The sequence below is a fragment of the Specibacter cremeus genome, from assembly GCF_003946885.1.
GTDB classification, from domain to species: Bacteria; Actinomycetota; Actinomycetes; order Actinomycetales; family Micrococcaceae; genus Specibacter; species Specibacter cremeus.
Genome location: NZ_RWKQ01000043.1, coordinates 15,985 through 41,257, shown reverse-complemented (window position 1 = coordinate 41,257; position 25,273 = coordinate 15,985). Strand labels below are relative to the sequence as shown.

Annotated in this window: 24 protein-coding genes; 14 read left to right on the top strand and 10 right to left on the bottom strand. The window is 68.6% G+C overall.

Annotated elements, in window-relative coordinates; genetic code table 11:
* Nucleotides 1-117: 117 nt before the first annotated feature.
* Nucleotides 118-1,569, top strand: a complete 1,452-nt coding sequence (hpaB, locus tag EJC77_RS15615; protein WP_125614621.1) for a 4-hydroxyphenylacetate 3-monooxygenase, oxygenase component — start codon at nt 118-120, stop codon at nt 1,567-1,569.
* Nucleotides 1,570-1,788: 219 nt separating this feature from the next.
* The gene (locus EJC77_RS15610) at nt 1,789-2,541 is read left to right on the top strand and encodes a DUF2306 domain-containing protein (protein WP_125614618.1); all 753 of its coding nucleotides are present in this window, start codon (nt 1,789-1,791) and stop codon (nt 2,539-2,541) included.
* Nucleotides 2,542-2,558: 17 nt separating this feature from the next.
* Here EJC77_RS15610 and EJC77_RS15605 read toward each other — a convergent pair whose 3' ends face one another.
* Complete coding sequence (locus EJC77_RS15605) at nt 2,559-2,927, bottom strand: VOC family protein (protein ID WP_125614615.1); 369 nt, start codon at nt 2,925-2,927, stop codon at nt 2,559-2,561.
* 32 nt (nt 2,928-2,959) lie between these two features.
* Nucleotides 2,960-3,568 (bottom strand): TetR/AcrR family transcriptional regulator, encoded by a 609-nt coding sequence (locus EJC77_RS15600; protein ID WP_125614612.1) that lies wholly within the window; start codon nt 3,566-3,568, stop codon nt 2,960-2,962.
* Between the two features lie 150 nt (nt 3,569-3,718).
* Here EJC77_RS15600 and EJC77_RS15595 point away from each other — a divergent pair, with 150 nt between their 5' ends.
* From EJC77_RS15595 to EJC77_RS15560, 8 genes are read left to right on the top strand one after another with little or no spacing between them, the layout of a single operon-like run.
* Complete coding sequence (locus EJC77_RS15595; protein WP_240630292.1) at nt 3,719-5,455, top strand: amidohydrolase; 1,737 nt, start codon at nt 3,719-3,721, stop codon at nt 5,453-5,455.
* Nucleotides 5,452-6,435: an ABC transporter substrate-binding protein gene (locus tag EJC77_RS15590; protein ID WP_125614606.1), complete on the top strand. Its 984-nt coding sequence runs from the start codon at nt 5,452-5,454 to the stop codon at nt 6,433-6,435. Before EJC77_RS15595 ends, EJC77_RS15590 begins: the two co-directional genes overlap by 4 nt.
* A gap of 58 nt (nt 6,436-6,493) precedes the next feature.
* A complete protein-coding gene (locus EJC77_RS15585) occupies nt 6,494-7,261 on the top strand; it encodes an ABC transporter permease (protein WP_125614604.1) in 768 nt (255 codons plus the stop codon).
* A 2-nt stretch (nt 7,262-7,263) separates the two neighbouring features.
* Nucleotides 7,264-8,037, top strand: coding sequence for an ABC transporter permease (locus tag EJC77_RS15580; protein ID WP_125614601.1), 774 nt, complete (start codon nt 7,264-7,266; stop codon nt 8,035-8,037).
* A gap of 59 nt (nt 8,038-8,096) precedes the next feature.
* A complete protein-coding gene (locus EJC77_RS15575; RefSeq protein ID WP_125614598.1) occupies nt 8,097-8,897 on the top strand; it encodes an ABC transporter ATP-binding protein in 801 nt (266 codons plus the stop codon).
* Nucleotides 8,894-10,498 carry a sulfatase-like hydrolase/transferase gene (locus tag EJC77_RS15570; RefSeq protein ID WP_125614595.1) on the top strand — a complete coding sequence of 535 codons (1,605 nt, stop codon included), beginning with the start codon at nt 8,894-8,896 and terminating at the stop codon, nt 10,496-10,498. The genes EJC77_RS15575 and EJC77_RS15570 overlap by 4 nt, the downstream gene beginning before the upstream one ends.
* A 53-nt stretch (nt 10,499-10,551) precedes the next feature.
* A complete protein-coding gene (locus EJC77_RS15565) occupies nt 10,552-11,382 on the top strand; it encodes a molybdenum cofactor biosynthesis F family protein (RefSeq protein WP_125614592.1) in 831 nt (276 codons plus the stop codon).
* A gap of 22 nt (nt 11,383-11,404) precedes the next feature.
* Nucleotides 11,405-11,713 carry an amidohydrolase family protein gene (locus EJC77_RS15560; protein ID WP_125614589.1) on the top strand — a complete coding sequence of 103 codons (309 nt, stop codon included), beginning with the start codon at nt 11,405-11,407 and terminating at the stop codon, nt 11,711-11,713.
* 54 nt (nt 11,714-11,767) lie between these two features.
* Here the strand turns inward: EJC77_RS15560 and EJC77_RS15555 are convergent, their stop codons facing one another.
* The 4 genes from EJC77_RS15555 to EJC77_RS15540 all read right to left on the bottom strand — a co-directional run bounded on the left by EJC77_RS15555 (nt 11,768) and on the right by EJC77_RS15540 (nt 16,349).
* Complete coding sequence (locus EJC77_RS15555; protein ID WP_125614586.1) at nt 11,768-12,466, bottom strand: ABC transporter ATP-binding protein; 699 nt, start codon at nt 12,464-12,466, stop codon at nt 11,768-11,770.
* Entirely contained in the window at nt 12,463-14,217 is a 1,755-nt protein-coding gene (locus EJC77_RS15550) for a branched-chain amino acid ABC transporter ATP-binding protein/permease (RefSeq protein WP_125614583.1), read from the bottom strand. The genes EJC77_RS15555 and EJC77_RS15550 overlap by 4 nt, the downstream gene beginning before the upstream one ends.
* Nucleotides 14,204-15,064: a branched-chain amino acid ABC transporter permease gene (locus EJC77_RS15545; RefSeq protein ID WP_125614580.1), complete on the bottom strand. Its 861-nt coding sequence runs from the start codon at nt 15,062-15,064 to the stop codon at nt 14,204-14,206. The genes EJC77_RS15550 and EJC77_RS15545 overlap by 14 nt, the downstream gene beginning before the upstream one ends.
* 100 nt (nt 15,065-15,164) lie before the next feature.
* Nucleotides 15,165-16,349 carry an ABC transporter substrate-binding protein gene (locus EJC77_RS15540; protein ID WP_125614577.1) on the bottom strand — a complete coding sequence of 395 codons (1,185 nt, stop codon included), beginning with the start codon at nt 16,347-16,349 and terminating at the stop codon, nt 15,165-15,167.
* A 226-nt stretch (nt 16,350-16,575) separates the two neighbouring features.
* Between EJC77_RS15540 and EJC77_RS15535 the strand changes: the two genes are divergently transcribed.
* Nucleotides 16,576-17,391, top strand: a complete 816-nt coding sequence (locus tag EJC77_RS15535; RefSeq protein WP_125614575.1) for an SDR family NAD(P)-dependent oxidoreductase — start codon at nt 16,576-16,578, stop codon at nt 17,389-17,391.
* Nucleotides 17,392-17,482: 91 nt separating this feature from the next.
* Here EJC77_RS15535 and EJC77_RS15530 read toward each other — a convergent pair whose 3' ends face one another.
* The 3 genes from EJC77_RS15530 to EJC77_RS15520 all read right to left on the bottom strand — a co-directional run bounded on the left by EJC77_RS15530 (nt 17,483) and on the right by EJC77_RS15520 (nt 20,874).
* Nucleotides 17,483-19,006, bottom strand: coding sequence for an APC family permease (locus EJC77_RS15530; RefSeq protein WP_125614572.1), 1,524 nt, complete (start codon nt 19,004-19,006; stop codon nt 17,483-17,485).
* Between the two features lie 148 nt (nt 19,007-19,154).
* Nucleotides 19,155-20,129, bottom strand: coding sequence for an AraC-like ligand-binding domain-containing protein (locus EJC77_RS15525; RefSeq protein WP_125614569.1), 975 nt, complete (start codon nt 20,127-20,129; stop codon nt 19,155-19,157).
* 136 nt (nt 20,130-20,265) lie between these two features.
* Entirely contained in the window at nt 20,266-20,874 is a 609-nt protein-coding gene (locus EJC77_RS15520; RefSeq protein ID WP_125614565.1) for a TetR/AcrR family transcriptional regulator, read from the bottom strand.
* A gap of 147 nt (nt 20,875-21,021) precedes the next feature.
* Between EJC77_RS15520 and EJC77_RS15515 the strand changes: the two genes are divergently transcribed.
* Nucleotides 21,022-22,956 (top strand): primary-amine oxidase, encoded by a 1,935-nt coding sequence (locus EJC77_RS15515; RefSeq protein ID WP_125614562.1) that lies wholly within the window; start codon nt 21,022-21,024, stop codon nt 22,954-22,956.
* A 28-nt stretch (nt 22,957-22,984) separates the two neighbouring features.
* The gene (locus tag EJC77_RS15510) at nt 22,985-23,383 is read left to right on the top strand and encodes a hypothetical protein (protein WP_125614559.1); all 399 of its coding nucleotides are present in this window, start codon (nt 22,985-22,987) and stop codon (nt 23,381-23,383) included.
* Between the two features lie 129 nt (nt 23,384-23,512).
* Here EJC77_RS15510 and EJC77_RS15505 read toward each other — a convergent pair whose 3' ends face one another.
* Nucleotides 23,513-23,929, bottom strand: coding sequence for a phage holin family protein (locus tag EJC77_RS15505; protein ID WP_125614556.1), 417 nt, complete (start codon nt 23,927-23,929; stop codon nt 23,513-23,515).
* A gap of 130 nt (nt 23,930-24,059) precedes the next feature.
* Between EJC77_RS15505 and EJC77_RS15500 the strand changes: the two genes are divergently transcribed.
* Nucleotides 24,060-25,181, top strand: coding sequence for a histidinol-phosphate transaminase (locus EJC77_RS15500; RefSeq protein WP_125614553.1), 1,122 nt, complete (start codon nt 24,060-24,062; stop codon nt 25,179-25,181).
* Nucleotides 25,182-25,273: the final 92 nt, after the last annotated feature.

Here is a 25,273-nt window from a genome sequence, read left to right as displayed (position 1 = left end):
CAAGGAGAAAACGACGTCACAGGCGCGCACCCCACCATTTTCACGCCGACACCGGCGCCGCACCAGCGACACCATGACTGACCACAAAATCCCACCCGGAAGACTGGAGCAACAACCATGGGTATCCGTACCGGAGCGCAGTTCCTCGACAAACTGAACTCGATGCGCCCGCACCTGGTCATCAACGGCGAGGTCGTCTCCGAGAACCTCACCGAGCACCCCGCGTTCACGGAGCTGGCCAAGACCTACGCGCAGCTGTTCGACATGCAGCACGACCCCCAGTACCAGGATGCGCTGACGTACACGTCCCCGACCACCGGGGACCCGGTCAACGCCTCGTTCCTGGTGCCCCGCTCGGTCGAGGACCTCAAGAAGCGCCGCGCGGCCATCTCCACGTGGGCCGAGTACTCCAACGGCTTCCTGGGCCGCACGGGCGACTACATGAACTCCGCGTTGACGGCGCTCTCCACGGCGAAGAAGTTCTTCGAAAAGGCCGATCCGATCTTCGGCGAGCGCATCGAGGCGTACTACGAGATGGCCCGCGAGAACGACCTGCTGGCCACGCACACGCTGATCCCGCCGCAGGCCAACCGCTCGGTCTCCGGCTCCGAGCAGCTCGGCGGGCAGCTCTCGGCGCGCGTCGTCGAGGAGCGTGAGGACGGCATCGTCATCCGAGGCGCCCGCATGCTGGCCACGATCGCCCCGATCGCCGACGAGCTGCTCGTGTTCCCGTCCACGGTGTTGCGCGGCACGCCGGAGGACGCCCCGTACTCGTACGCGTTCGCCGTCCCCAACGACGCCCCCGGCCTGCGCTACCTGTGCCGCACCGGCCTGCACAACGGCGGCAACAAGCACGACGAGCCGCTTGCCGGCCGCTACGACGAGATCGACGCCGTCGTCGTCTTCGACGACGTGTTCATCCCCAACGAGCGCATCTTCATGCTCGGCCGCCCGGACCTGTGCAACGCCTGGTACCAGGAGACCGGCGCGGGCGCGCTGATGACCCATCAGGTCGTCACCCGCACGGTCGCCAAGAGCGAGTTCTACCTGGGCCTGGCCTCGGAGATCGCCGGCGCCATCGGCATCGACGGCTTCGCGCACATCCAGGAGGACCTGGCCGAGCTGATCCGCAACGTCGAGATCGGCAAGGCGCTCATCATCGCCGCCGAGGCGCAGGGCGAGCTGAACGAGGAAGGCGTGTTCCTGCCGCACTGGGAGACGCTGAACGCGGCCCGCAACTGGTACCCGAAGGCCAGCCAGCGCTTCCCGGAGATCATCCGCAAGTTCTGCGCGTCCGGCCTGATGGCGCTGCCCGGCCAGGCCGACCTCGAGGTTGCCGGCGAGGACATCGAAAAGTACCTGCAGGGCAAGTCACTGACCGGCCCGGAGCGCATCCGGCTGTTCAAGCTCGCCTACGACGCCTCGATCACCGGATTCTCCGGCCGCCAGGCGCTGTACGAGTACTTCTTCTTCGGCGACCCGGTCCGCATGGCCGGAGCGCTCGTGAACAGCTACGACCGCGAGCCGGTCCGTGCCCGCGTCCGCGAGTTCCTCACCCGCGAGAAGTAGACGCAAAAGCCACGACGAACGACGGCGTGCTGTCGGCTGGGTGCCGGCGGCGCGCCGTCGCGCTTTGATTGAACGGCATTGCCATTGGGCCGCGGTGCGACAACCCGGGCGGATGCTGGGGACTTGCCGTGAATTGGTCCCGTTCCCCGCCGCCGGGCGCCGCGCGGTGTACCGTGTTGGCAGTAATCTCCGGCCGACGGCCCGGCACAGGGGAGCGCAATGGAATCTTCGGAGATCTCGAGTCCCGCCGCCGATCCCGTGAACCACCCGCTGGGACGGCGGTTGAGTTGGGCGTGGATCGTGTACTCGTCCCTGTCCATTGCCGGCTTCTTCGTTGGGCAGTACCTGACCGGGCCGTTGCAACGGCTTTCCGTGGAGAAGGTGGGTCTGGCACCGCACTATGCCAGCGCGCCGGCCGCCGTGCAGGTGGCGTTCTACTGCCACATCCTGTTCGCCGGCGCGGCTCTCGCGCTCGGACCGTGGCAGTTCTCGGCGCGCATTCGACGGCGGTTCCGGCGGTTCCATCGTGCCAACGGCCGCGTCTACCTGGTGTGCGTTGGGGTCGGCGGTGTGGCCGCATTCGTCATGTCATTCTTTAACTCGGCCGGCATGGTGGGGTTCTTCGGCTTCGGCACCCTCGCGGTCCTGTGGGAATGCGCGGCGTGGCGAGCCTACCGCGCCATCCGGGCCGGCGACGTTCGCAGTCACCAGGCATGGATGATGCGGACCTTTGCGCTCACCTACGCGGCGGTGACGTTGCGGCTCTGGCTTGGCGTGCTCATCTCGGTGCAGATCCCCTTCGCCACCCGGCCCTTTGAATTCCAGCCCGTTTTCAACAACGCCTACGCGGCCCTGCCGTTCCTCGCCTGGCTGCCAAACCTCGTCGTCGTCGAAGGGATGATCCGGCGCAGGGGCCTGCCGAGCCTGCGCATGGTCCCCGAACCGGTCGTGGGCGTCAAGCCGGGGCCGTAACTTTCAAGCGGTGTCCCTCACCCGGTGAGCTCGCGCAGGAGGCAGAACTCGTTGCCTTCCGGGTCGGCCATGACGATCCAGGAGACGTCGCCCTGGCCGATGTCCATGCGCGTCGCGCCGAGGCCCTCCAGCCGCTGCGCCTCGGCGGCCTGGTCGTCGGGGCGCAGGTCCAGGTGCAGCCGGTTCTTGACCCGTTTCTCCTCCGGCACGCGCAGGAACAGCAGGTCCGGGGACACGCCCTCCCCGGGGCTCCCCGCCGACGGCTCCAGGGCGACCTCGTCGGCCGATTCCTCCGTGATGCGCCACGCGAGCGCATCGCGCCAGAACCTGGCCAGCTCGGCGGGGTTGGCACAGTCGATGACCAGGCATTGGATGCGGATGCTCATGTGCCGAGTCTGCCGTGCCGGCGGTCCCTGCGCTAGTAGGCCAGCACCGCGGCGAGACTGCGCGCCAGCAGCGTGACAAGACCCCGTGAGCGCCCCGCATCGGGGTCGGCCAGGTGTTGCATGCTGATGCCGTCGATGCCCGCGATGAACATGCGCGTCACCTGCTCCAGGTTGGCCGGCACCGGCTCGCCTGCGGCCATGGCGGCGTCGGTGAAAAGGGCCATGGTCGAGTTGATCCAGCCGTCGTACATGGACTGGTTCATTGCGAGGGCCTGCGGCTGGCCGGCGTCGTCGACCCGGAAGCGGCGCAACAGCAGCTCAATGGTGGTGACCTGCTCGTGCGGGTTCTTGACCATGCGGTCCCAGATCCGCAGGGCGTGCGCTTCCATGACATGGGCCAGCCCGGCCGTCGAGGCCGGCACCGGCGGCAGGGCTGTTGCGTAGTCTCGGCTGAGGTAGTGGTACACCTCCTGCAGCAGCTCGTCCTTGTTCCGGAAGCAGTAGTGCAGCGACGCGAGCGGCGCATTGGCCTCCTCGGCGATGCGCCGCGTGGTGGCGGCCGCCACCCCTTGGGCGGCGATGACACGAGCTGCAGAGCGGACAAACTCGGCCCGTCGGTCCTCCGCGGAAATTCGCGCCATGGTGTTTTCTCCTGTCGTCGACGGGCAGTGCGCGCCCGTCCGAACGAGCGTATCCAAAAACTTTACGCCCAAACCTAGTCAAATGACCAAGTCATCTGACATACTCTTGCCATGTTAGCCGGATCACAAGGGCGTGGAGAGGTAGGGGCAGTGGATTCACCGCAGGCGAGCGCACCGGACTTGATCCTGTACGGGGGAACCGTGCTGGACGGTTCGCTGCCCGGACCGGACGTGTCCGCCGCTTCCGCGGCCACCGCCATCGCCCTTGCCGACGGCCGCATCCTCGCCATCGGCGACGACGGGTTGCGCGGGCTGGCCGGGCCGGGCACGCGGGTCGTGGACGTGGCCGGCGGCGCCATCCTGCCGGGCATCAACGACGCCCACCTGCACCTTGTCGGCACGGCCATGTGCTCGTTCGGCCACCTGCGCATCGGCCGGGACCGGGCCGCGACCTGGGACCAGGTGGCCCGCATCCTCGCCGAGGCGCCCGTCGGCGCGGACGGCTGGGTCCGGGCACACGGCTGGGACGAGGCCGTCCTCGGCCCGGGCGGCCCGGCGGCCGTCACCGCCGCCCGCACGGACGTCCCCGTGGTGGCCTACGACCAGACCGGGCACGGGCTCATCGCCAACGCGCCCGCATTGCGCCAAGCCGGCATCGACGCCGGGACGCCCGACCCGACCGGCGGTGTCATCGAACGGACCGCCGGCAGAGCGCCCACCGGACTGCTGCAGGATGGCGCCATGGCCCTGCTCAACGCCTGCCTGCCCCCCGTGCCGGGCGACCAACTCCGCGACGCCCTGCTGCAAACCCAGGCCGTGTTGCACGCGCAGGGCATCACCTCCCTCACCGAGCCGGGCCTGGGTCCGGGCAGCCCCGGACTGCTGGACGGCAGCGGGACCACCGCGGCGCTGGACCTGCTCGGTGACATGGCGGCCGCCGGTGAGCTGACGCTGCGCGTGAGCGTGCTCATGCTGTTCGCCGGCACCGGCGGCGTCAGCGCGGATGCCGTGGCCGGCGGCCTCGGCTCCGGCCTGGCCGGGGCCTACACCCGGCGCGGGATCGACCCCCGGCGGCTGCGCGTGGCCGGCGTCAAGATCTTCGCCGACGGCATCCCGCGCAGCGGGACGGCGTGGATGCATGAGCCGTACGGCGCGGCATGCACGCACGGCCATCTGGTCGTCGCCGGCGCCAACGACGACGAACGTGTCGCCGAATTCGAACGGATCCTCACCCTGGTGCATCAAGCCGGGCTGCAGGCCGGCATCCACGCGACCGGCGACGCCGCCACCGAGACGGCCGTCCGCATCCTGGCCGGGCTCCCCGACGGGGCCGGGCCGCGGCACTACATCATCCACGGGGCCTTCAGCGACAACGCGACGTTGTCCAGCATGGCCGCGCACGGCATCGGCTACAGCACCAACCCGTTGATCCGGGCCAGTGCCGGGGACCTCATGCGGGACGTTCTCGGCGCCGAACGCTTCGAAGCCCACCAGCCCCTCAACACCGCCCTGGCCGCCGGAGTTTCGTTGAACATCGCGTCCGATTCGCCCGTGACGTCCACGGACTGGCGGCAGACCGTCATCGCGGCCGTGCGCCGCGGAACACCCGCGCACCCCGGGACCGACGCCGATCCGGAACGCATCACCTCCCTGCAGGCGCTGGCCGCGATGACCTCGCTGCCGGCCTGGCAGGACCACGCGGAGTCATTCAAGGGCGCGCTGCGTCCCGGGATGGCCGCCGACCTCTGCGTCCTCGACGGCCCGTGGCCGGACGACGCCGCCATCGAGGACCTGGCCGGCCGCGACATCGTCCTCACCCTCGTGGCCGGCCATCCGGTCCACGACCGCCTCGCCAACCCCAGCCACCAAAACCAGGAGACATCATGAAAACACGCGCACCCCTCGCCCTGGCCGGACTCCTCGTCCTGGCCATCGCCGGCTGCAGCGGCAACACCACCGGATCCGGCGCCAACGCCAGCGGTGTCACCACCCTCAAGGTCGGCACCATCGGGCTCAGTTCCGACGCCGCGCTGAAAATCGGCATCGACAAGGGCTTCTTCAAGGACGAAAAACTCAACATCGAGGTCTCGACCATCGCCAACCCGCCCGCCGGCATCGCCGCCGCCCAGAGCGGGCAGCTGGACCTGGCCTACTCGCCGTCGATCCCGTTGCTGAACGCGCTCAACCAGCATGTGCCGTTGAAGATCGTCTCGGCGGCCGACGGCTACGAGGCCTCCGCGAAGCAGCCGGCCAACCTGGCGCAGGTCGACGACACCGGGTTGTTCGTCGCCAAGGGCAGCAGCATCACCAGTCCCAAGGACCTGGCCGGCAAGACCGTGGCCATCCCCGCCCGCAAGGCGCAGCTGGAGGTCACGATCTCCAAGGTCATCAAGGACGCCGGCGGCGACCCGTCCACCGTGAAGTGGATGGTGCTGGACTTCTCCTCCGCGCTCCAGTCGCTCAACTCCGGCCGTGTGGACGCCGCCGGCCTCGTCGCCCCGTTCACGGGGAAGGCCGAGGCGGCCGGGGACGTGCGGCTGTCCTCGCCCGGCGTCGCCTTCTTCAAGGAGGGTGCGGTGGGACTGTACGTCGCCGGCGCAAGCACGACGACGAAGGAGCCGGCCGCGCTGCAGGCCTTCCAACGCGGCATCTACAAGGCCAACGCCTATTGCAATACACACCTGGCCGAATGCCAGCAGGTCGGCGCCGACCTCACCAAGGTCCCGCTGTCAATCATCCAGAACGGCGCGCACACGTACTGGCCCACGTCCGTCGACATCGTGGACATCCAGCGGGTCAACACGCAACTGGTCCAGCTGGGGTACCTCAGTGCCCCGGTGAACCTCGACGGCGTCCTGTTCAAGTAGCCGGACCGAGTCCCCTGACCACGGCCCACCCGATAATGAAAGTGTCCAGGAAAACCCCATGAAGCCAGCCCAACTAACCAGGGGCGCGATCGGCGTCCTCGGTGCCCTCGTGCTCTGGCAGCTTGTCTCCAGCGCGCACCTGGCCGGCGACGCCTTCCCCTCGCCGGTCGCCACGCTGTCGGCGTTGGCCGCCGACGCCTCCGGCGCATCCTTCTGGTCCGCGGTGGGGGAGACCGTGGGCGTCGCCCTGCTGGGACTTCTCGGATCCGCGGCCGCCGGCATCCTGGCCGGCATCGTGATCGGCAGCTCCCCGGCCGTCCGGTACGCCACGCTGGCGCTGCTGGAATTCCTCAAGCCGATCCCGCCGATCGTCATCCTGCCGCTGCTGGTGCTCATCCTGGGCCCGACGGCCCGGATGTCCTGGCTCCTCGTCTTCATCGGCTGCCTGCTGCCGATCATCACGCAGACCATCGCGGGCGTCCACGACACCGACCCTGTCGCCCGGGACACGGCCCGCTCCTACGGAATGGGCCGGACCGAGATCCTGTTCCGCGTCGTCCTGCCCAGCGCGATGCCGTTCATCGGCACGGCCATGCGCGTGGCCGCCCCCGTGGCCTTGATCGTCACCGTCGTCGCCGGCCTGCTCGGCGGCGGCCCCGGACTGGGCCAGGGCCTGTACCTGGCCCAATCGTCCGGGAACTACCCGTCGCTGTACGGCCAGGTGCTGGTGTTGGGCATCCTGGGCCTGATCTTCATCGGCCTGGCCCGGGCGGGCGAACGGCGCCTGCTGCACTGGCATCCCTCCTACCGAGAGGCGGCGGTCTGACCATGCGCAAGACACTGTACGTGCTCCTTGGCGTCGGCACGCCGGTCGTGCTCCTCGCGGCCTGGTTCGTCGCCTCCGCCGGCTCGACCAACACGTTCTTCCCGCCGCTGTCCTACATCCTGGAACGGTTCCAGGAGCTGTGGTTGTTCGCCCACTTCAGCTCCGACATCCTGGTCAGCCTGCTGAACCTGGTGATCGGCTTCGCGCTGGCCGCCGTCATCGGCGTCGGGCTCGGCTTCGTGCTGGCCATGCTGCCCAAGGTGGGCGGCTACGTCGACCCGGTCATCCACTTCTTCCGCAGCATCCCGCCGGTCGCGCTCGTGCCCATCTTCGTGTCCCTGATCGGCTTCGGGATCGAGATGCGCATCGCCAGCATCACGCTGGCGGCCGTGTTCCCCACGCTGATCGCGACCGTTGACGGGCTCCGGGGCGTGGATTCCACACTCAAGGACGTCAGCGCGGTGTACCGCCTGAGCACGGGGGAGAAGATCATCCGGGTGTTCCTGCCCGCGGCCGGGCCGCACATCGCCTCCGGCCTGCAGGTCAGCCTGCAAACGGCGTTCGTGGTCATGATCGCCAGCGAGATGCTCGGCCCCTCGCAGGGCATCGGCGCCATGACCCTGCTCGCCCAACAAAGCTTCATGATCGCCGACATGTGGTCCGGCATCATCCTGCTGGGCGTCATCGGCTTCATCGCCAACATGCTCTTTGAACTCGGCCGGCGCAGGCTGCTGGCCTGGTACATCGGCTCCCGACGACTCGCAAGGGCCCAATAATGCAATCACCAACAGTACCCACCCGCCGCACCAAACCGTCATCCGACCGAGGAACCACCATGACCAATGAAGCAGTCGCCGGCAAGGCGGCCCCGTCGCGCCTGGACGTGAGGTCGCTGGCCAAGTCGTACGGCGCCGGCGCGAAGGCCAAGGTCATCATCGAGGACCTGACCTTCACGGTCGAGACCGGCGAGGTCGTCTGCATCGTCGGCCCGTCCGGCGTCGGCAAGACCACCCTGCTCAAGTGCCTGGCCGGGCTCCAGCCGGCCAGCAGCGGCACCGCCGCCATCGACGGGCGCGTCATCGACGGGCCGCCGCCGGAGATGGCGCTTGTCTTCCAGGACTACAACCGGTCCCTCATGCCGTGGCTGACGGTCCGCAAGAACCTCATGCTGCCGCTGCGGCACCTGAGGCTGCCGGCCGCCGAGACGCGGGAGCGCTGCAACGATGCGCTTGCCGCCGTCGGCCTTGAACACGCCGAGCACCAGTACCCGTGGCAGCTCTCCGGCGGCATGCAGCAGCGTGTGGCCATCGCCCGGGCGCTGGCCTACCGGCCGGAGATCCTCGTCATGGACGAGCCGTTCGCCTCGGTCGACGCGCAAACCCGCTTCGACCTGGAAGACCTGTGCCTGAAGATCCGCAAGGACTTCAACATGACGGTCCTGGTCGTCACGCACGACATCGACGAGGCCGTATACCTCTCCGACCGCGTCGTCGTGCTGGGGTCCAAGCCGGCCCGCGTGCTGACCACCATCGACGTCGACCTGCCGTCGCCGCGCGACCAGATCACCACGCGCTCGCTGCCCGAGTTCGCCGCGCTGCGCACCGACGTGCTGTCCTTGATCAAGAGGCCGGCGTGACCGTCGCAAACCCCTCCGGAAAACGGCCCAACGTCCTGGTCATCATCGCCGACCAGCTGCGTGCCGATCACCTGGGATTCGCCGGCAACGAGGTGGTGCGAACGCCCAACCTCGACGCGCTGGCCGCCCAAAGCGTCGTGTTCACGGAGGCCACCGTCACCAACCCGACGTGCATGCCGAACCGGGCCAGCCTGATGACCGGGCGCTGGCCCTCCGCGCATGGAACACGGTGCAACGGGATCACCATGGACCCGGATGCCTCCACCATGGTGCGCAACATGGCGCTGGGCGGCTACCGGACGGCCGCCGTCGGGAAGCTGCACCACCAGAACATGGGGTGGCCGTTCGAGGCCGACCAGCTGGCCGAAATCAACGCCAGCGACCCCCTGCTGCTGCGGGCCGGCCTGCGTGACGCCGTCACCCGCGAGCGGGAACCGGGCTGGGACAAGTGGGAAGACCGGGCAGGGCATGACGCCGGGTTCATCCACCTGCCCACGGACTACTACGGGTACCAGGAGGTGGACCTGGTCGTCGGTCACGGCGACAGCCCCGGCGGGCATTACCTGCACTGGGCGGTCGAACGCGGCCACGACCCGCGCCTGCTCGGCGGCGTGGAGAACGCCACCTCCGCCTACCCGGGATGGGAGCAGGTCTACGAGACCGCCATCCCGGCGCACGCGCACCCGAGCGCCTACATCGGCGACAAGGCGGTGGAGCGGATCAACGGGTTCGCCGCGGCCGACGAGCCGTTCTTCCTGTTCGTCTCCTTCCCCGACCCGCACCACCCGTTCTCCCCGCCGGCCGGATTCGCCGACCTGTACGATCCCGCGGACATCCCGCTGCCGGCCGGCTTCGACCAGGACCATGGCCGGTCGCCCAAACACATCCAGGCACTCATCGCCGAGCGCGGCGAACCGGGGACGGACCCCACCATGACGTGGGCCGTGACCGAAGACCAGTACCGGCACGCCGCGGCCGCCCAATACGGGCTGATCACGCTCATGGACGAGCAGATCGGGCGGGTCCTGGACGCCCTGGCGCGGCAGGGGCTCGATGAGGACACGATCGTGGTGTTCACGTCCGACCACGGCGACCTGCTCGGCGACCACGGGCTCATGCTCAAGCACTTCAGCCACTACCGGGCCCTCACCAACGTTCCCCTGACCGTGAAGCTGCCCGGGGCCGGGCACGGCACCACGGACGCCCTGGTCAGCACCGCGGACCTTGCGCCGACCCTGCTCGAACTGACCGGCACGGACCCGTACCGCGGCATCCAGGGCAGGTCACTCGTCTCCGTGCTTGAGGGCCGTCAAGGCCAGGTGCGGGAGGCCCTGGTCATCGAGGAGGACCAGCCGTTCGGCATGCCGGGGCTCCCGGCGCCCGTGCGCATGCGGTCCGTGGTGACCCGCACGGGCCGGCTGACCCGCTATTTCGGCACGGACATGGTCGAACTCTACGACCACACCGTGGACCCCCAAGAGCTCCACAACGTCGCCGGCGACCCCGCGTACCGCGACATGCAGCGCGACTTCACCGAGACCATGCTGGAGGAGATGATGCGGCTTACGGTCATGGGGACGGCGCCGACGGCGTCGGCCTGATGACCGGCCGCCGTTTCGCGGACACCACGCAACACAACCACAATGGAGTACCGATGACAGAGAATGACATGACCTTGTCCGACACCTCGACCTGGCTGCCGCTGGACGGGCTCGCGCCCGGGTTCGACGCCAACAAGGCGCCACACTCGACGGACCTGTCCGGCCGCACTGTCACGGTGACGAACTCGAACGGTTCCGTGATCGAGCACGTCTTCACCGACGATCGTGTGCGGTGGGATTATGACGCCGCCGAAGGGGACCCGCACGGGGACGAGCGCGGGGATGACGCCTATGAGGCGTTTGTCGTCGACGATGGCCTCTACCTGGTGCAGTTCCACACACAGGCGCGTCCCCTGGACGCTGTCAGCCTGGTGCTTGACCTCCGGACCGGCCGGGCGCTGTCGGTGGTCACGGCGATCGGCGAACCGGATGCGCACGGCACGCGCGTCAAGCAGCACTTCGAGGCGGGCGTCATCGCGGGCAGTGAGCCGACCGGCAGCGCCCCGGCGCCGACGCGCGCGCTCATCGGCCGCCGGGTCATGTGGGTGTACAGCCCGCAGCACGCGTACGAGCACATCTACCTGAGCCCCCAGTGGTACACGTGGCAGTGCCTGGCCGGCCCCGAGAAGGGACTGGCCGACACCGACGAGAACTCCGTCTACGAGATCCGTCCCGGCATCTACGTGTTCGCCTGGCGGGAGAAGGTCATCCCGTGCGCGTCGGTGACCATCGCCGACCACCGCGACGTGCGGAGCATCCGCTCGCACGGCTCCCTGTTCGGGCTCGACGAGACCGGCACCGTGCCCACGTTCTTCACGTTCGGCGCGTACGGCCGGCTGATCTCCACGACCGTGCACCCCGAGGGGTACGATCCGGCGCTGTAGCCGGACCCTGCAAGGAGCAACCATGACCGCTACCGCCGAACTGATCATCCGCAACGCCCGCATCTACACCGTCGATCCGGCCGTGCCGTGGGCCAGCGCGCTCGCCGCCTCAGCAGGCCGCCTGCTCGCCGTCGGGAACGACGACGTGGCCGGCTTCCGCGGTCCGGCGATGGTGGAGCGCGACGCGGGCGGGTCCCTCACGCCCGGGAAATCGGCCGACTTCGTGATCCTGGACAGCGACCCGTTCGCACGCGACGAAAACACGCTGGCCCGCACCCGGGTGCTCGAGACCTGGTTCGCCGGGTCCCGCGTGTTCCTGCGCGACGCCTGACGCCGCGCCGGTTACCTCGATGCCCGGCTGCCTGGAGGCCCGGCTACCTGGAGGCTACGGCGCGCCGCCGAGATAGGCGCGGTGCAGGAGTTCCGGTGAGTTCTTCAACGTTGCGGCGTCGCCCTGGTACGTCACCCTGCCGCTGGCCGCCACGACGGCGGTATCGGCCACGCCGAGGGCGAGGTGGGTGAATTGTTCGACCAGCAGCACGCCGACGCCGTCCTTGCTGATCTGTTCGATCATCGGCAGCAACCGCATGAAGACCACGGGGGCCAGTCCGAGGGACATCTCGTCGATGAGCAGGAACCGCGGGCGGGACGCGAACGCCCGCGCCAGCACGACCATCTGCTGCTCGCCGCCGGAGAGCAGGCCCGAGGCGTTGCCCCGTCGTTTCGCCAGCTCCGGAAACCGGTCGAACGCCTCATCCACCCCGGCCTGGGTGCGTGCCGTCAACCGGATGTTCTCCTCGACCGTCAGCGACGGGAACACGGCCCGGCCCTGTTCGATGTGCACCAGCCCCCGCCTCGCGCGTTTGACCCGGGACAGCTTGCCCAGCGGCTCGTCGTCGAGCCTGATGTCTCCGGAACTGGGGTCGATGACCCCGGAGATCGATTCCAGCAGGCTCGTCTTCCCGGCGCCGTTGGGCCCCACCAGCGCCGTGATGCTGCCGGAATCCACGCGCAGGCTGACGTCGCGGATCACCGGGCCGGCACCGCGGCTGACGGTGACGTTGTCAAGTTTGAGGGTGCTCACAGCATCTCCGTTTCGCCCATGTAGGCCTTGATGACGGCGGGGTTGGCCAGGACCTCGTCCTGCGGACCCTGGTCAAGGACCTCGCCGAAGTCCAGCACCGTCAGGGTCGAGCAAACGCTGCGCACCATGTCGAGGTCGTGCTCGATCAGGAGCACCGAGACGCCGTAGCGCTCCGGGACCTGCAGCAGGCGCCGGCCGAGGTCGACGTGTTCCTCGTGCGAGAGGCCGGCGGCCGGCTCGTCGAGCAGTAGGACCCGCGGTTTGGAGAGGATGTTCGCCGCGACCTCCACGAGGCGGCGCGTGCCGACGTCGACGGCGGCCAGCCGGCTCGAGGACGGCGGGCAGCCCATGAATTGCAGCAGGTCCTCGACCTCGGACGGCGTGGTCCGTCGCCGGGCGACGAAGCGCATGTAGGCCCCGATGGTCAGGCCCGGGGGGACCCGGTCCTGCTGGAAGGTGCGGCGCAGCCCGAGACGGGCGCGGCGCGTCGGGGACAGTCCGTGGAGGGGTTTTCCGCCGAGGCTGATGGCGCCCGTGTGTTGGGGCAGGAACCCGCTGATGGCGTCGACGAGCGTGGACTTGCCCGCACCGTTCGGCCCGATCAGGCCCATGATCGAGTGTTCCGGGACGGTCAGGCTGACGTTCTTCAATGCCTTGATGTTGCCGAACGCCACCGAGAGATCCTCCACGACCAGGACGGGAGCGCCCGTCGAGACGGGGGCGGGCGGCTGCGGTGCGGCGGCCCCGGCCGCCTCCACGCCCTCGCCCAGGGTGTTCACGGTCCGGCCCGCACGCTGGAGCTGGCGCTTCCACCACACGTTGCGGATGCCCGTGCCGAGGTTGCTGCCGCTGGTCAGGGCCTGGACGCCCAGGGCGCCGAAGATCACGAATGCCCAGTCCTGCGGCACCCCCCACCGCTTGAGCAATTCGGGGACCACCACCCAGAGGATGCCGCCGAAGATGGCCATGTCAACCAGGTGTGCGCCGGACATGATGGACAGGACATAGAGGGCCAGCGACTGGATCGGGGAGAAGCTGGATGGGAAGGCCAGCCCGACCTGGCCGACCACCAAGCCGCCGCTGACCCCGCCCAACGCGGCGCTGATGGCGAAGGCGGTGAGCTTGGAGCTGCTGACGCTGGCGCCCACCGAGGCTGTACCGCGTTCTGAGAAGGCCACGGATTTCCAGCTGCTGCCCAACCGGCTGTGCTGCACGAAGTGGATGATGACGGCGCAGATGGCCATTGCGAGGACGGCGAGCAGGAAATACGACCTGTCGTCGCTGAACAGGTCCGGGCGCAGCACCGACACGCCCGCCGTCGCACCGGGAAACTGGATCTGGACAAGCGTCACGTCCGCCGCGGCGGCGAAACCCAGCGTCACGACGGCCAGGTTCACCCCGCGCAACCGCAGCGCCGGCAGCCCGACCAGGATGCCGACGACGCCCGCGGCCAGCGCGCCGAGGACCAGCCACAGGATGAAACCGCCGGGGGCGTCAATCGTGTTCAGCCAGGCGACGACCCAGGCGCCGATGGCGGCGAAGGTCAACTGGCACAACGAGATCATTCCCGCGCTCCCCGTCACCACGCCCAGGCCGAGAATGGCGATGGCGGCCACGATGGCTGTGGTGCCGAGGAAGACAAGGTAGTCGGACAGGACCACGCTGAGCCCGTAGCCGACGGCAACGGCCACGATGGCCACGATCAGCGGGACGCCGGCCGCCCGGAGGGCGGTATTCCTAGCGCGAAGCATCCCACACCTCCTTGCGTTGGAGCCAGAGCAGGAACCCGACAATGAACAGGAACGGCACGAAATTGCGGACGAAGGAGATCTGGTCGATCTGGGCGACCAGGCCCTGCAGGATTCCGAGGGCGAGGCCTCCGACGACGGCCAGGTCCAGTCGGCGGAACCCGCCCAGCAGGGCCGCCGCCGCCGCGGGGACGATCAGCATGGCCAGCGAGGTCGCGTCGTTGGATTGGGACGGGGCGACGATCGAGACGACGAGGGCGCTGATCATCCCGGTCACGGTCCAGACCCCGACACTGAGCAGCTTGGCGGGGATGCCCAGCAGTTCGGCCGTGGTCGGTCGTTCGGAAAGTGCCCGCAATTGTGTTCCGGCCGACGTCTTGGCGAGGATGATCCGGCACCCGACGGCGACCACGATGGCCAATACCACCGTCACCACGGTCACCTGGCTCACGACCACCCCGCCGACGCTGAAGGCGGGTCCGGCCAGGATCGGCCGGAACGGTTGGGGCTTGTTGCCGAACAGGATGAACGACAGCGAGATCAGCAGCAGCAGCGGCCCGACGGTGACGGCGGAACGGGTACTGGTGTCGGCCTCCGCGAGCCAGGTCGCGATGATCCAGCCGATGATCGCGCTGAGGGCGCCGCCGATGAGGATGCCGATGACGGTCGCCAACCACACCGGCATCCCGGCGTTGCTGACGAGCCACACGGCGACGAAGCCGCCGAACATGCCGGTGGCGGCTTGGGAGAAATTGACCACCCGCACGAGGCGGGCCATGAGTGTCAGGCAGACGGCGAGCACTGCGTACAGCCCTCCTGCCGCCAGCCCCGCTAGCGCACCTTGCAGCACGGTCCTGCCGCCTTTCGAGCATCCATGGCGAACGTCCTTCCTGGTGGGCGGCGGGCCGGGCGTCCTGCCGCCCGGCCCGCCGCCGTCGTATCCTGGCGGGCTACTTGGTGGGGATCCGCAGCCAGTCCGTGGCGGCGAGTTCCCACTTGTTGGTACCGCTGAGCAGCTTGACCGGCCAGCCGGCGATGTTGTCCGAGTGCGTCTTGGCGGTGCCGAAGACGTACGGGGTGCCGACCATCGGATTGGAGATGGGCGCCATGTCCTGCAGCGCCTTCGTGACGGACTCCCGCGTGATGTCACCCTTGATGCCCTTGAGGACCTGCACGAAGTAGGTGGCCGCGAGGTAGCCGCCCTGGCTGAAGGACGTCAGCGCGATCTTGTTTTTCGTCATCAGGTCCCGCCAATCCTTGGTCTGCGGGCTGGAGGCGTCGGTGAACGGGTAGAACTCCGCCGGCACGTATACGCCGGCGCCCGCGGCGCTGACCGCCTTGGCGTAGTTGTCGCTGTACACGCTCGTCAGGTTCAACCAGGTCACATCGTTCCACCCTTGCGCCTGCGCGGCCTTCATCTGGCCGATCGAGTCAGGCTCGATCGGGTTGATGGCGATCGCCTTGCACCCGGCCTGGTGGGCCTTGACGATGTACGAGGTGTAGTCGGACGCGCCCGGCGGCAGGGTGCTATCGGTGTAAATGACGTTCTTGCCGGTGATGTCCGACCATTGCTTGACGGCCGCCTGGTAGGCGGGCAGGGTGTTGCCGGCCACCTCCAACAGCACGCAGATGTTGGTCAGGTGCAGCACCTCCGACCCGTATAGCAGGGACAACGTCAGGTCGTGGAAGGGACCCACGTTCACGGGGGCGATGTTGGGGCTGTTGAAGCATGTCGCGTCGACGCCGATGCCCTCCATGGAGAGGATCTTCTGCTGCTCGTAGTACTTCTCGTTGATCTGGCAGTTGATCAGGCTCGCGCTGCCCACCAGGGCGACGGCCTTGTCGCTGCCGACGACTTCGCGCGCGGCCGCCGCCGCGGTGGCGGGGTCACCCTTGTCATCGAGGATCTTGTAGTCGATCTTGTGGCCGTTGATGCCGCCGTTGGCATTGACCTGGTCGAAGACGGCCTTCGCCGCCTGGGATGACTCCGGGAACGTCCCGGCGCCGCTGAGCGCGTTGACCGAGCCGACGACGATCGGCGAATTGGCCCCGCCGGAGCCCGACGAACTGCAGCCGCTGAGGACCATGACGCCCGCGGCGGCGGCCGCCACGACCGGCAACAGGTACTTTTTCATGCTTTTCCCGTCTTTCGGTGGCGCTGCGACCAGCCTGCGGCGCCCATTGCTCCGTTCCAGCGGAACGGGCGAATCGGTGACTCGTATCACATATTCTAAGTTGCGGACCCGGGGTGCGCTTGTCTACGAGGGCAGCGAAGTTGTCGATCAGTGAAGGCGTCGGCGGCCCCGGTTTCCGACCACGGCCACCCGGCCGGTCGTCGTTCCCAGCGTAAGGAAGGCAGCCATGTCATCACTTGGAGGATCATCACTGACGGGCAAGGTCGCGCTCGTATCGGGCGGCGGCACCGGCATCGGCGCCGCCATCGCGGAGAGATTCGCCGCGGAAGGCGCCCGGGTCGCGGTGGTCGGACGCCGGCCGCAACCACTGCAGGAAGTCGCCGCCCGGTGCGGTGCCAAAGCCGTTGTCGCGGACCTGACGGATTCGAGCCAGGCGGCCGCGGCCGTTGCGGAAACAGTGGCCGAGTTCGGCGGCCTGGACATCGTCGTCGCCAACGCCGGCGGGCACGGATTCGCCTCGGTGGCCGACACCGACGACGCCGCCTGGCAGGCCAGCCTCAACGTGAACCTCACGACGGCGTTCACCACCGTCCGGGCGGCACTCGGGCAGCTGGTCGAACGGCGGGGGTCCGTGGTGGTCATCTCGTCCCTGGCGGGCGTGTTCGCCGGGCCGAACGTGGCCGGCTACACCGTCGGCAAGCACGCCCTCATCGGCCTGACGAAGTCGCTGGCCCGTGACTACGGTGTGCACGGCGTCCGGGTCAACACGCTGTGCCCGGGATGGGTGCGCACACCCATGGCGGACGAGGAAATGGATGAATATGCCCGGCACGCGTCCGTTTCAAGCCGGGAAGAGGCCTACGCGCGGGTGACCGCGAACGTGCCACTGCGCCGGGCCGCCGAGCCGGCCGAGATGGCCGCCATCGTCCGCTTTCTCGCCTCCGACGAGGCGTCCTACATCACGGGGGCGACGATCATCGCCGACGGCGGCGCCCATATCGTCGACCTGCCCACCATCGCCTTTGACGCCATGGCACCTTAACGACAGTGCCGAACGACGACGACGGTGACCCACCCGCCAAGGTGAGCCACCGTCGTCGTACCTTCAGTCGTTACTTCACACGGGCGGAGGGTCAGACCGCGTCGGGGACCGGTTCCGCGGAGACGGCCTCCACGTCCGCATCCTCGCCGCCGAAGCCGATGCCGCGGTATACGTCCGGGCGGGACGAGCGCAGCCGCAGGCCCCACAGCACGCCGGCGATGCCCGGCACGATCACGACGGCCGGCAGGATGACCGACAGCGGCGAGAAGCCGGTGGAGCCGATCAGCACGTTGAAGTTGACGACGATCAGCACGAACGTGATGCCCAGCGTCACGGCCGCCAGCGCCGGGGCGATGAGCCGCGTCCAGGCCGAGTACTCCCCGGTGTGCTTGCGGAAGTAGCCGATCACGGCCACGGAGATGAGCACCAGCAGCAGCACCAGGCCGAACGCGCCCGTGTTCGTCAGCCACGTGAAGAACGTCAGCACCGGGTACAGCGCGCCCATGGGGGAGCCGATGCCGGCGATGGCGAACACGGCCAGCATGACCAAGGCCACCGCGGACTGGGCCAGCGAACCGGCCACGGGGGCGTGCCGGCGGTTGACGCGGGCCAGCCCGCGCGGCAGCACGCCCTCGCGGCCCAGCGAGAACGCGTACCGGGCCACGGCGTTGTGGAAGGCGATGAGCGCGGCCAGCAGACTGGTGATGAACAGCAACTGGGCGATGTCGGAGACGATGACGGCCCCGTGCGCCGACAACAGGTTGAACACCAGATCCGGGCCCTGCTGCTGCGACTCCCCGATGACCTTGGACGGGCCGGTGCCGACGACCATGGCCCAGGCGGAGATGGCGTAGAACAGCGAGATGATGGCGACGGCGATGTACGTGGCGCGGGCGATCGAGCGCTTCGGGTCCTTCGCCTCCTCGCTGTAGATGGCGGCGGACTCGAAGCCCATGAACGCGGCCATGCTGAAGGCGAGCGCCGCGCCGACGCCGGCCGTGAACAGGTCGGTCGGGGCCAGCCCGGCGCTGCTGACGCCCTCCGGGCTGACGGCGAACGAGATCACGTCGTAGATGATGACGACCAGGAATTCGAGCGCCACCAGCACGCCGATCACCTTGGCCGACAGGTCCACCTTGTTCACACCGAGCCAGCCGACGATGACGAAGCCGACCAGCGCCGTCGCCCACCAGGGCACGTCCAGGCCCAGTTTGCCGGACACGAACGACGACGCCGCGAACCCGAACATGCCGTAGATGCCGACCTGCATGGCGTTGTAGGACACCAGCGCCACCCACGAGGCGCCGACGCCGGCCGCCCGGCCCAGGCCCTGGGCGATGTACGCGTAGAAGGCGCCGGCGTTGCGGATGTGTGAGCTCATGGCGGCGTAGCCGACGGCGAACAGGGCCAGGAACACGCCGAGCACGATGAACGACAGCGGGATGCCGAGGTTTGCCGTGACGGCGAAGTTGCTCGTCACGCCGCCGGCGACGACGGTCAGCGGGGCGGAGGCGGCGATGATCATGAACACCAGGGCGGGAACGCCCAGGGTGCGTTTGCTCAGGCCATTGCCTGCGGCTCCGGCGGGCGCCTGCCGGGTGTTTTCGAGTGACATTAAAACCTCCAACGGGAGAATAAAGACAATGCCAGTGTGGCAGGTGTCACAATGGCGGACTTGTTGTTTACGGCAGGGCGCTTGTCTATCGGCGCACGCTTCCCTTGCACGCTTCCCTTGCGCGCGTTGGTTGCGGCCCCGGTGCTTGTCAGGGCGTGCAGCGGCGGTAGGTGCTGGGCGGTTCGCCGAAGGCGGCCCGGAAGATGCGGCTGAAGTGTGCCGCGTCGACGAAGCCCCAGCGGGCCGCGATGGCGCTCACGGACCGCGCGCCGAGCAGCGGGTCGCGCAGGTCGCGGCGGCAGTTCTCGAGCCGGCGGGCGCGGATCCAGCTGGCCACGGTGGTGCCGGCGTCGTGGAACACATTGTGCAGGTGACGGGTCGAGATGAAGTGCGCGGCGGCGACCCGGGCCGGGGTGAGGTCGGGATCGGCCAGGTTCGTTTCGATGTAGCCGCGGATGCTGGCCAGCAGGTCGGCATGCGGGTTCTCGGCGCCCAGCCGGTCCAGTTCGGCGGCGAACATGGTGCCCAGCAGGTCCACGGCGTTGTGGGCCAGCCGGTGACCGCTGGGGCCCGAGAGCACGTCGATGTTGTTCGCCAGCTGGGTCATGAACGGGCTGATCATCAGGCCCAGGCCGGCGTCGCCGGCCATGCGGACGGCCGTGAGCCGGGCCACCGACTCGGCCGACAGGTCCAGCACGTCGTGCGGGAACATGAGCACCAGGATGCGCACATCCGACTCGAAGGCCAGCGTGTAGGGGCGGTTCGTGTCGTAGATGGCCAGGTCGCCAGGGCGCAGCACGGCCTCGCGATCGTCCTGGACGAGCAAGCCGGTGCCGGAGAGTTGCAGGTTGAGCTTGAAGTATCGGCGGTCCGTGTCCGCGATCAGCGCCGGGGTCCGGTGCACGCTATGGCCGTTGGCCGTCACCTCGACGATCGAGAGCTCATCGAGCACGCGGGACCGCAGCCGGCCGCTGAAGTGCTCGGGGTTGTGCGTGCGAACGCGCAGCGGCACGAACGACTTGGACACGAGCGCGTGCCATTCGGGGAAGGAACGGGCGATGGCCGTGTGGACCGCATCGGGGCGCTGCTGGTCGGCAACATGTTCGACTGCGGTGACTGTCATCGATGACCCCTCATGACTTGCCGGGCCGCCAGGCGGCCCGGTCGGGACGGCGGTATCACCACACCATAGCGCCCCTGTGTGCCCCCTGTCACTTATTTTCGACATCCGTTGAATAACGATCGGACCGTTCCCGCGCCTACACGGGCTCCGGCGGAGCCGGCTGCAGAAGCGCCAGGAAGGCGTCCAGTTGCGCCTCCAGGCCGGTCTCGAAATGGTCGGCCGGCATGGTGGCCGCCACGACCTGGGCGCCCAGCAGCATGCACATCAGGTTGCCGACGAGGTGCTCGTCGGGGACGGCGGTGGACACTTCGCCGCGGGCGCGCGCCTGGCCCAGGTAGCCGAACAACAGCGACCGCCACTGGTTCATCGACGTCTCGTGCATGCGGGCCTTGGCCGGATCCGTCAGCGCCTTCTGCCAGAACGGGATCACGATGCGCGCCTCGTTGAGCCGGTCCTCGTCCAGCGGCAGGACCTCCTGGCAAAACGCGCGCAGCGCGGCCAGCCCCACCTTGCCCGTGGTGTTTTTCGCAATGCGCTGGTTGGTCCGGTTGAACACGTGCCCGAACGCGAACTCGATCAGATGGCCCTTTGTGGGGAAGTACGGCTTCAGGGCGCCGTTGGCGAACCCGGCCTCGGCCGCGATCTCGCGCATGGTGGCACTCTCGATGCCGTGGCGGGCGATGATGCGCCAGGTGGCGTCGACGAGCTCCAGGCGGCGCTGGTCGTGGTTGACGATTTTCGGCATGGTGACTTCCCGGTGGCGGCATGGGCGTGGACGAAGATGGTTCCACCCCTTGTGAGGCATCTTACAAACCTGTATTCTCTACAATCATAGAATAAAAATGTCGTGGCCACCGTGGTCCACGATCCGCTCCGACGGGAAGATTGAGTCATGACCGCCACCACAGAAGAGAACGCGTCCGCCTACTCGATGACCTCGGCCGCCGAGATCACCGCCGTGCGGGATGCGCTGCACGGCGCCGGACTGCTCGGCGACACCGTGCGCATCGCCTACCTGGGCCTGCTCGACCCTCCCCGCAACGCCGGGACAAACAGCACGACCGAAACGAACCGGCGCTACCGCGTCTTCCTGCACGACGTGTCCGGCGCGGCGCCGAAGGACGTCGTCGTCTCGGCCACGCGCGGCGAGCTCGAGTCCGCCGTCGAGCTCGACACCGCCGTCACCGGCGAACTGCCCGTCCTGGAGGAGGAGTTCGGCGCCGTCGAGGAGATCCTGTCCACCAACGAGGACTGGCTCAAGGCGTTGGCCGCCCGCAACCTGGACCTGGCCAAGGTGCGCGTGGCGCCCCTGTCCGCCGGCGTCTTCGAATACCCGGAGGAGTCGGGGCGGCGCATCCTGCGCGGGCTGGCCTTCTACCAGGACTTCCCCGAGGACAGCCCGTGGGCGCACCCCATCGACGGCCTGGTCGCCTACGTCGACGTCGTCAACCAGTCCGTGGACCAGGTGCTGGACTTCGGTGCCGTCCCCGTCCCGGCGGAGCACGGCAACTACACCGACCCGGAGCTGACCGGGCCGGTCCGTGAAACCCAGAAGCCCATCAGCATCACCCAGCCGGAGGGCCCCAGCTTCACCGTCACCGGCGGCAACCACGTCGAGTGGGAAAAATGGAGCCTGGACGTCGGCTTCGACGTGCGCGAGGGCCTGGTACTGCACAACATCGCCTTCCAGGACGGGGCCCGCAAGCGCTCCATCATCAACCGCGCCTCGATCGCCGAGATGGTGGTCCCCTACGGCGACCCGTCGCCCGTGCGGTCGTGGCAGAACTACTTCGACACCGGCGAATACCTGGTCGGCGCCTACGCCAACTCGCTGGAGCTCGGCTGCGACTGCCTCGGCGAGATCACGTACCTGAGCCCGGTGGTCAGCGACGCCTTCGGCAACCCGCGCGAGATCCGCAACGGCGTGTGCATGCACGAGGAGGATTGGTCGATCCTGGCCAAGCACTCGGACCTGTGGACCGGCATCGACTACACGCGCCGCAACCGCCGCCTGGTCATCTCGTTCTTCACCACGATCGGCAACTACGACTACGGCTTCTACTGGTACCTGTACCTGGACGGCACCATCGAGTTCGAGGCCAAGGCCACCGGCGTCGTGTTCACCAGCGCCCACCCGGGCAAGGGCTACGAGTACGCCTCCGAACTGGCCCCGGGCCTGGGTGCCCCGTACCACCAGCACCTGTTCGGCGCCCGCCTGGACATGGCCCTGGACGGGTTCACGAACCGGGTCGAGGAGGAGGACGCCGTGCGCGTGCCGATGGGACCGGGCAACCCGCGCGGCAACGCGTTCGGCCGCAAGCGCACGGTGCTGGCAACGGAGAAGCAGGCCGTGCGCGAGGCCGACATGAAGGTGGGCCGCACCTGGATCGTCTCCAACCCGAACTCGCTCAACCGGCTCGGTGAGCCGGTGGGCTACAAGCTGCACCCGCAGGGCCAGCCCACGCTGCTCGCCGATCCGAACTCGTCCGTCGCCAAGCGCGCCGCGTTCGCCACGAAGGACCTGTGGGTCACCCGCTTCGCCGAGGACGAGCGCTACCCGACCGGCGACTTCGTCAACCAGAACCCCGGCGGCGCCGGGCTGCCGGCGTACATCGCCGCCGACCGTGACATCGACACCGAGGACATCGTGCTCTGGCACACGTTCGGGCTGACCCACTACCCGCGGGTGGAGGACTGGCCGATCATGCCCGTCGACACGGTCGGCTTCAAGCTGCGCCCCGAGGGTTTCTTCGACCGCAGCCCCGTGCTGGACGTCCCCGAGAGCAAGCCCGCGGGTCATGGCGACGGCGATAGCTGCCACTGCTAGGCGCGGCGGTGCCGGCGCGCATCCCCGGATGTGCGCCGGCATCGCGTTCGCGTCCATCGCCGTGCACCTGTGGATGGCGTGGGCACACCGGGGCATGCCGTTCGAGGCGGCCCTGATGGTCCTCATGGCCGCCGCGTGCCTGCCCTGCGCGCTCTCCGTCTGGCGCGGCGCGCACGGCCGGGCCGTCCACCTGCTCATGGCGATGGCGCTGGCCATGGCCGCCGTGCATGCGGTGTTGCTGCTGGGCCCGGGGCTGGCGGGGCACACGCACGCCGGCATGGCCATGGGCGGTATCTCCCCAACAGGGGCCGCCACCGGCGGCGCCGGCATGCTCGGCGTCATCGCACTGGAGTTGGTCGTCGGTGCGAGCGCGGCGGCACTGTTGCGCCGTCGTCGTGCCTACAGTCGCCGTACCTGCCGCTCCTGACGCCGTCGANGAGACCCCGGATTTCGGCAAGCTCAATCACCGGTGGTCGAGCTCGTCGAGACCCCGGATTTCGGCAGGCTCAATCACCGGTGGCAGGCTCAATCACCGGCGGCAGGCTCAATCACCGGGTCAGCGCCGGGCGCGGTCGCGGGAGGTCATGCCGTTCGTGAGCATCGAGACGACGCTGATGATCAGTGCGGCCCAGATCGCCGTCCACCAGAACCGGTCGATCGTGAAGTGGATGGGTGTCAGCGAACTCAGCCACGCCGTGAGCCACAGCATGGCCGCATTGACGACGACGGCGAACAGTCCCAGCGTCAGTATCGTCACCGGCAGGGCCAGGATGTGCGCGATTGGTTTCACGAGCGCGTTCACCACACCGAAGATCAGCCCGACGAACGCGAACGACAGCACCGTGTTCAGCGTGCCATTGCCGGCCACGGGGATGTTGGGATTGGTCGCCACCAGGGACACGCCGGGCAGCAGCCACGTCACGAGCCATAGCGCCAGCGCATTGACGAGCACGCGGAGAATGAAGTTGCCCATGCGGCCATGGTCTCACGGAACGGACAGGTCCCGTCAGGGATCCGGAGCCGATTCACAGGCACGTCCCAGCCGGAGTTTCCGGGCCATCCGGGAAACGGGATGGCCCGGAAACTCCCGCTACGCTTAGTCCATGACCGCAGAGCATGCCCTCCCCGCCGCCGGAATCGTCCCCCGCCCCGTGGTGGGCCGCCTGCCCAAATACGCGGCCGGGAAGGCGCCGGTGCCGATTCCCGGGCTGGAGAGCTTCAAGCTGGCGTCCAACGAGAACCCTCTCGGCCCGGTTCCGGCCGTGCGGGCGGCCATCGCCGCGCAGGACGACATCCACCGCTACCCGGACACCCTGTGCACGCTGCTGCGTGGCGCCCTGGGCGAGTTCCTCGACGTCCCGGCCGACGACATCGTCACCGGCGCCGGCAGCCTCGGGGCGTTGACGCAGATCCTGGCCGCGTTCGCCGGCGCGAATGACGACGGCAGCCAGGACGAGGTGCTGTACGCGTGGCGGTCGTTCGAGGCCTACCCGATCTGCGTGGGCCTGGCCGGGGCGCGCAGCGTCCAGGTGCCGCTGCTCGCGGACGGCACCCACGACCTGGCCGCCATGGCCGCGGCCGTCACGGGCCGGACCCGGGTGATCCTGCTGTGCACGCCGAACAACCCGACCGGTCCGGCCCTCACCGCCGCGGACACCGAGGCATTCATCCAGTCCGTCCCCGGGCATGTGGTCGTCGTCATCGACGAGGCCTACCAGGAGTTCGTGCGGGCGGCCGACGCCGTGAACGGCATCGACATGTACCGCAAGTACCCGAACGTCGTGGTGCTGCGCACGTTCTCCAAGGCGCACGGTCTGGCCGGATTGCGCGTCGGCTATTCCGTCTCCCACCCGGAGGTGACCGCCTATCTGCGCGCCGCCGCCACCCCGTTCGCCGTGTCCTCGGTGGCCGAGCACGCGGCCGTCGCGTCCCTGGCCAATTACGACCAGGTTGTGGAAAGGGTACAAAGCCTCGTCGACGAACGCGACCGCGTGACGGCCGGGCTGCGCGCGCTGGGCTGGGACGTCCCGGACGCCCAGGGCAACTTCGTGTGGCTGGCGCTGGGCGAGGACACGTCCGGGTTCTCCGCGCTGGCGGGCGAACACGCCCTCTCCGTGCGGGCCTTCGGCAACGAGGGCGTGCGGGTCAGCATCGGCGAGGTCGAGGCAAACACCCGCTTCCTGGAAATCTGTGCCTCCTATACAAAAGCGCCGCGCCGTTCCTAGCGGGTTCAAAGCGTCGATTCCGATCCCGGACCGATAGGGTTGGAAATCGAAATTGGAATATATGCACGCGACGGAATGCATTCCGTTTGAGG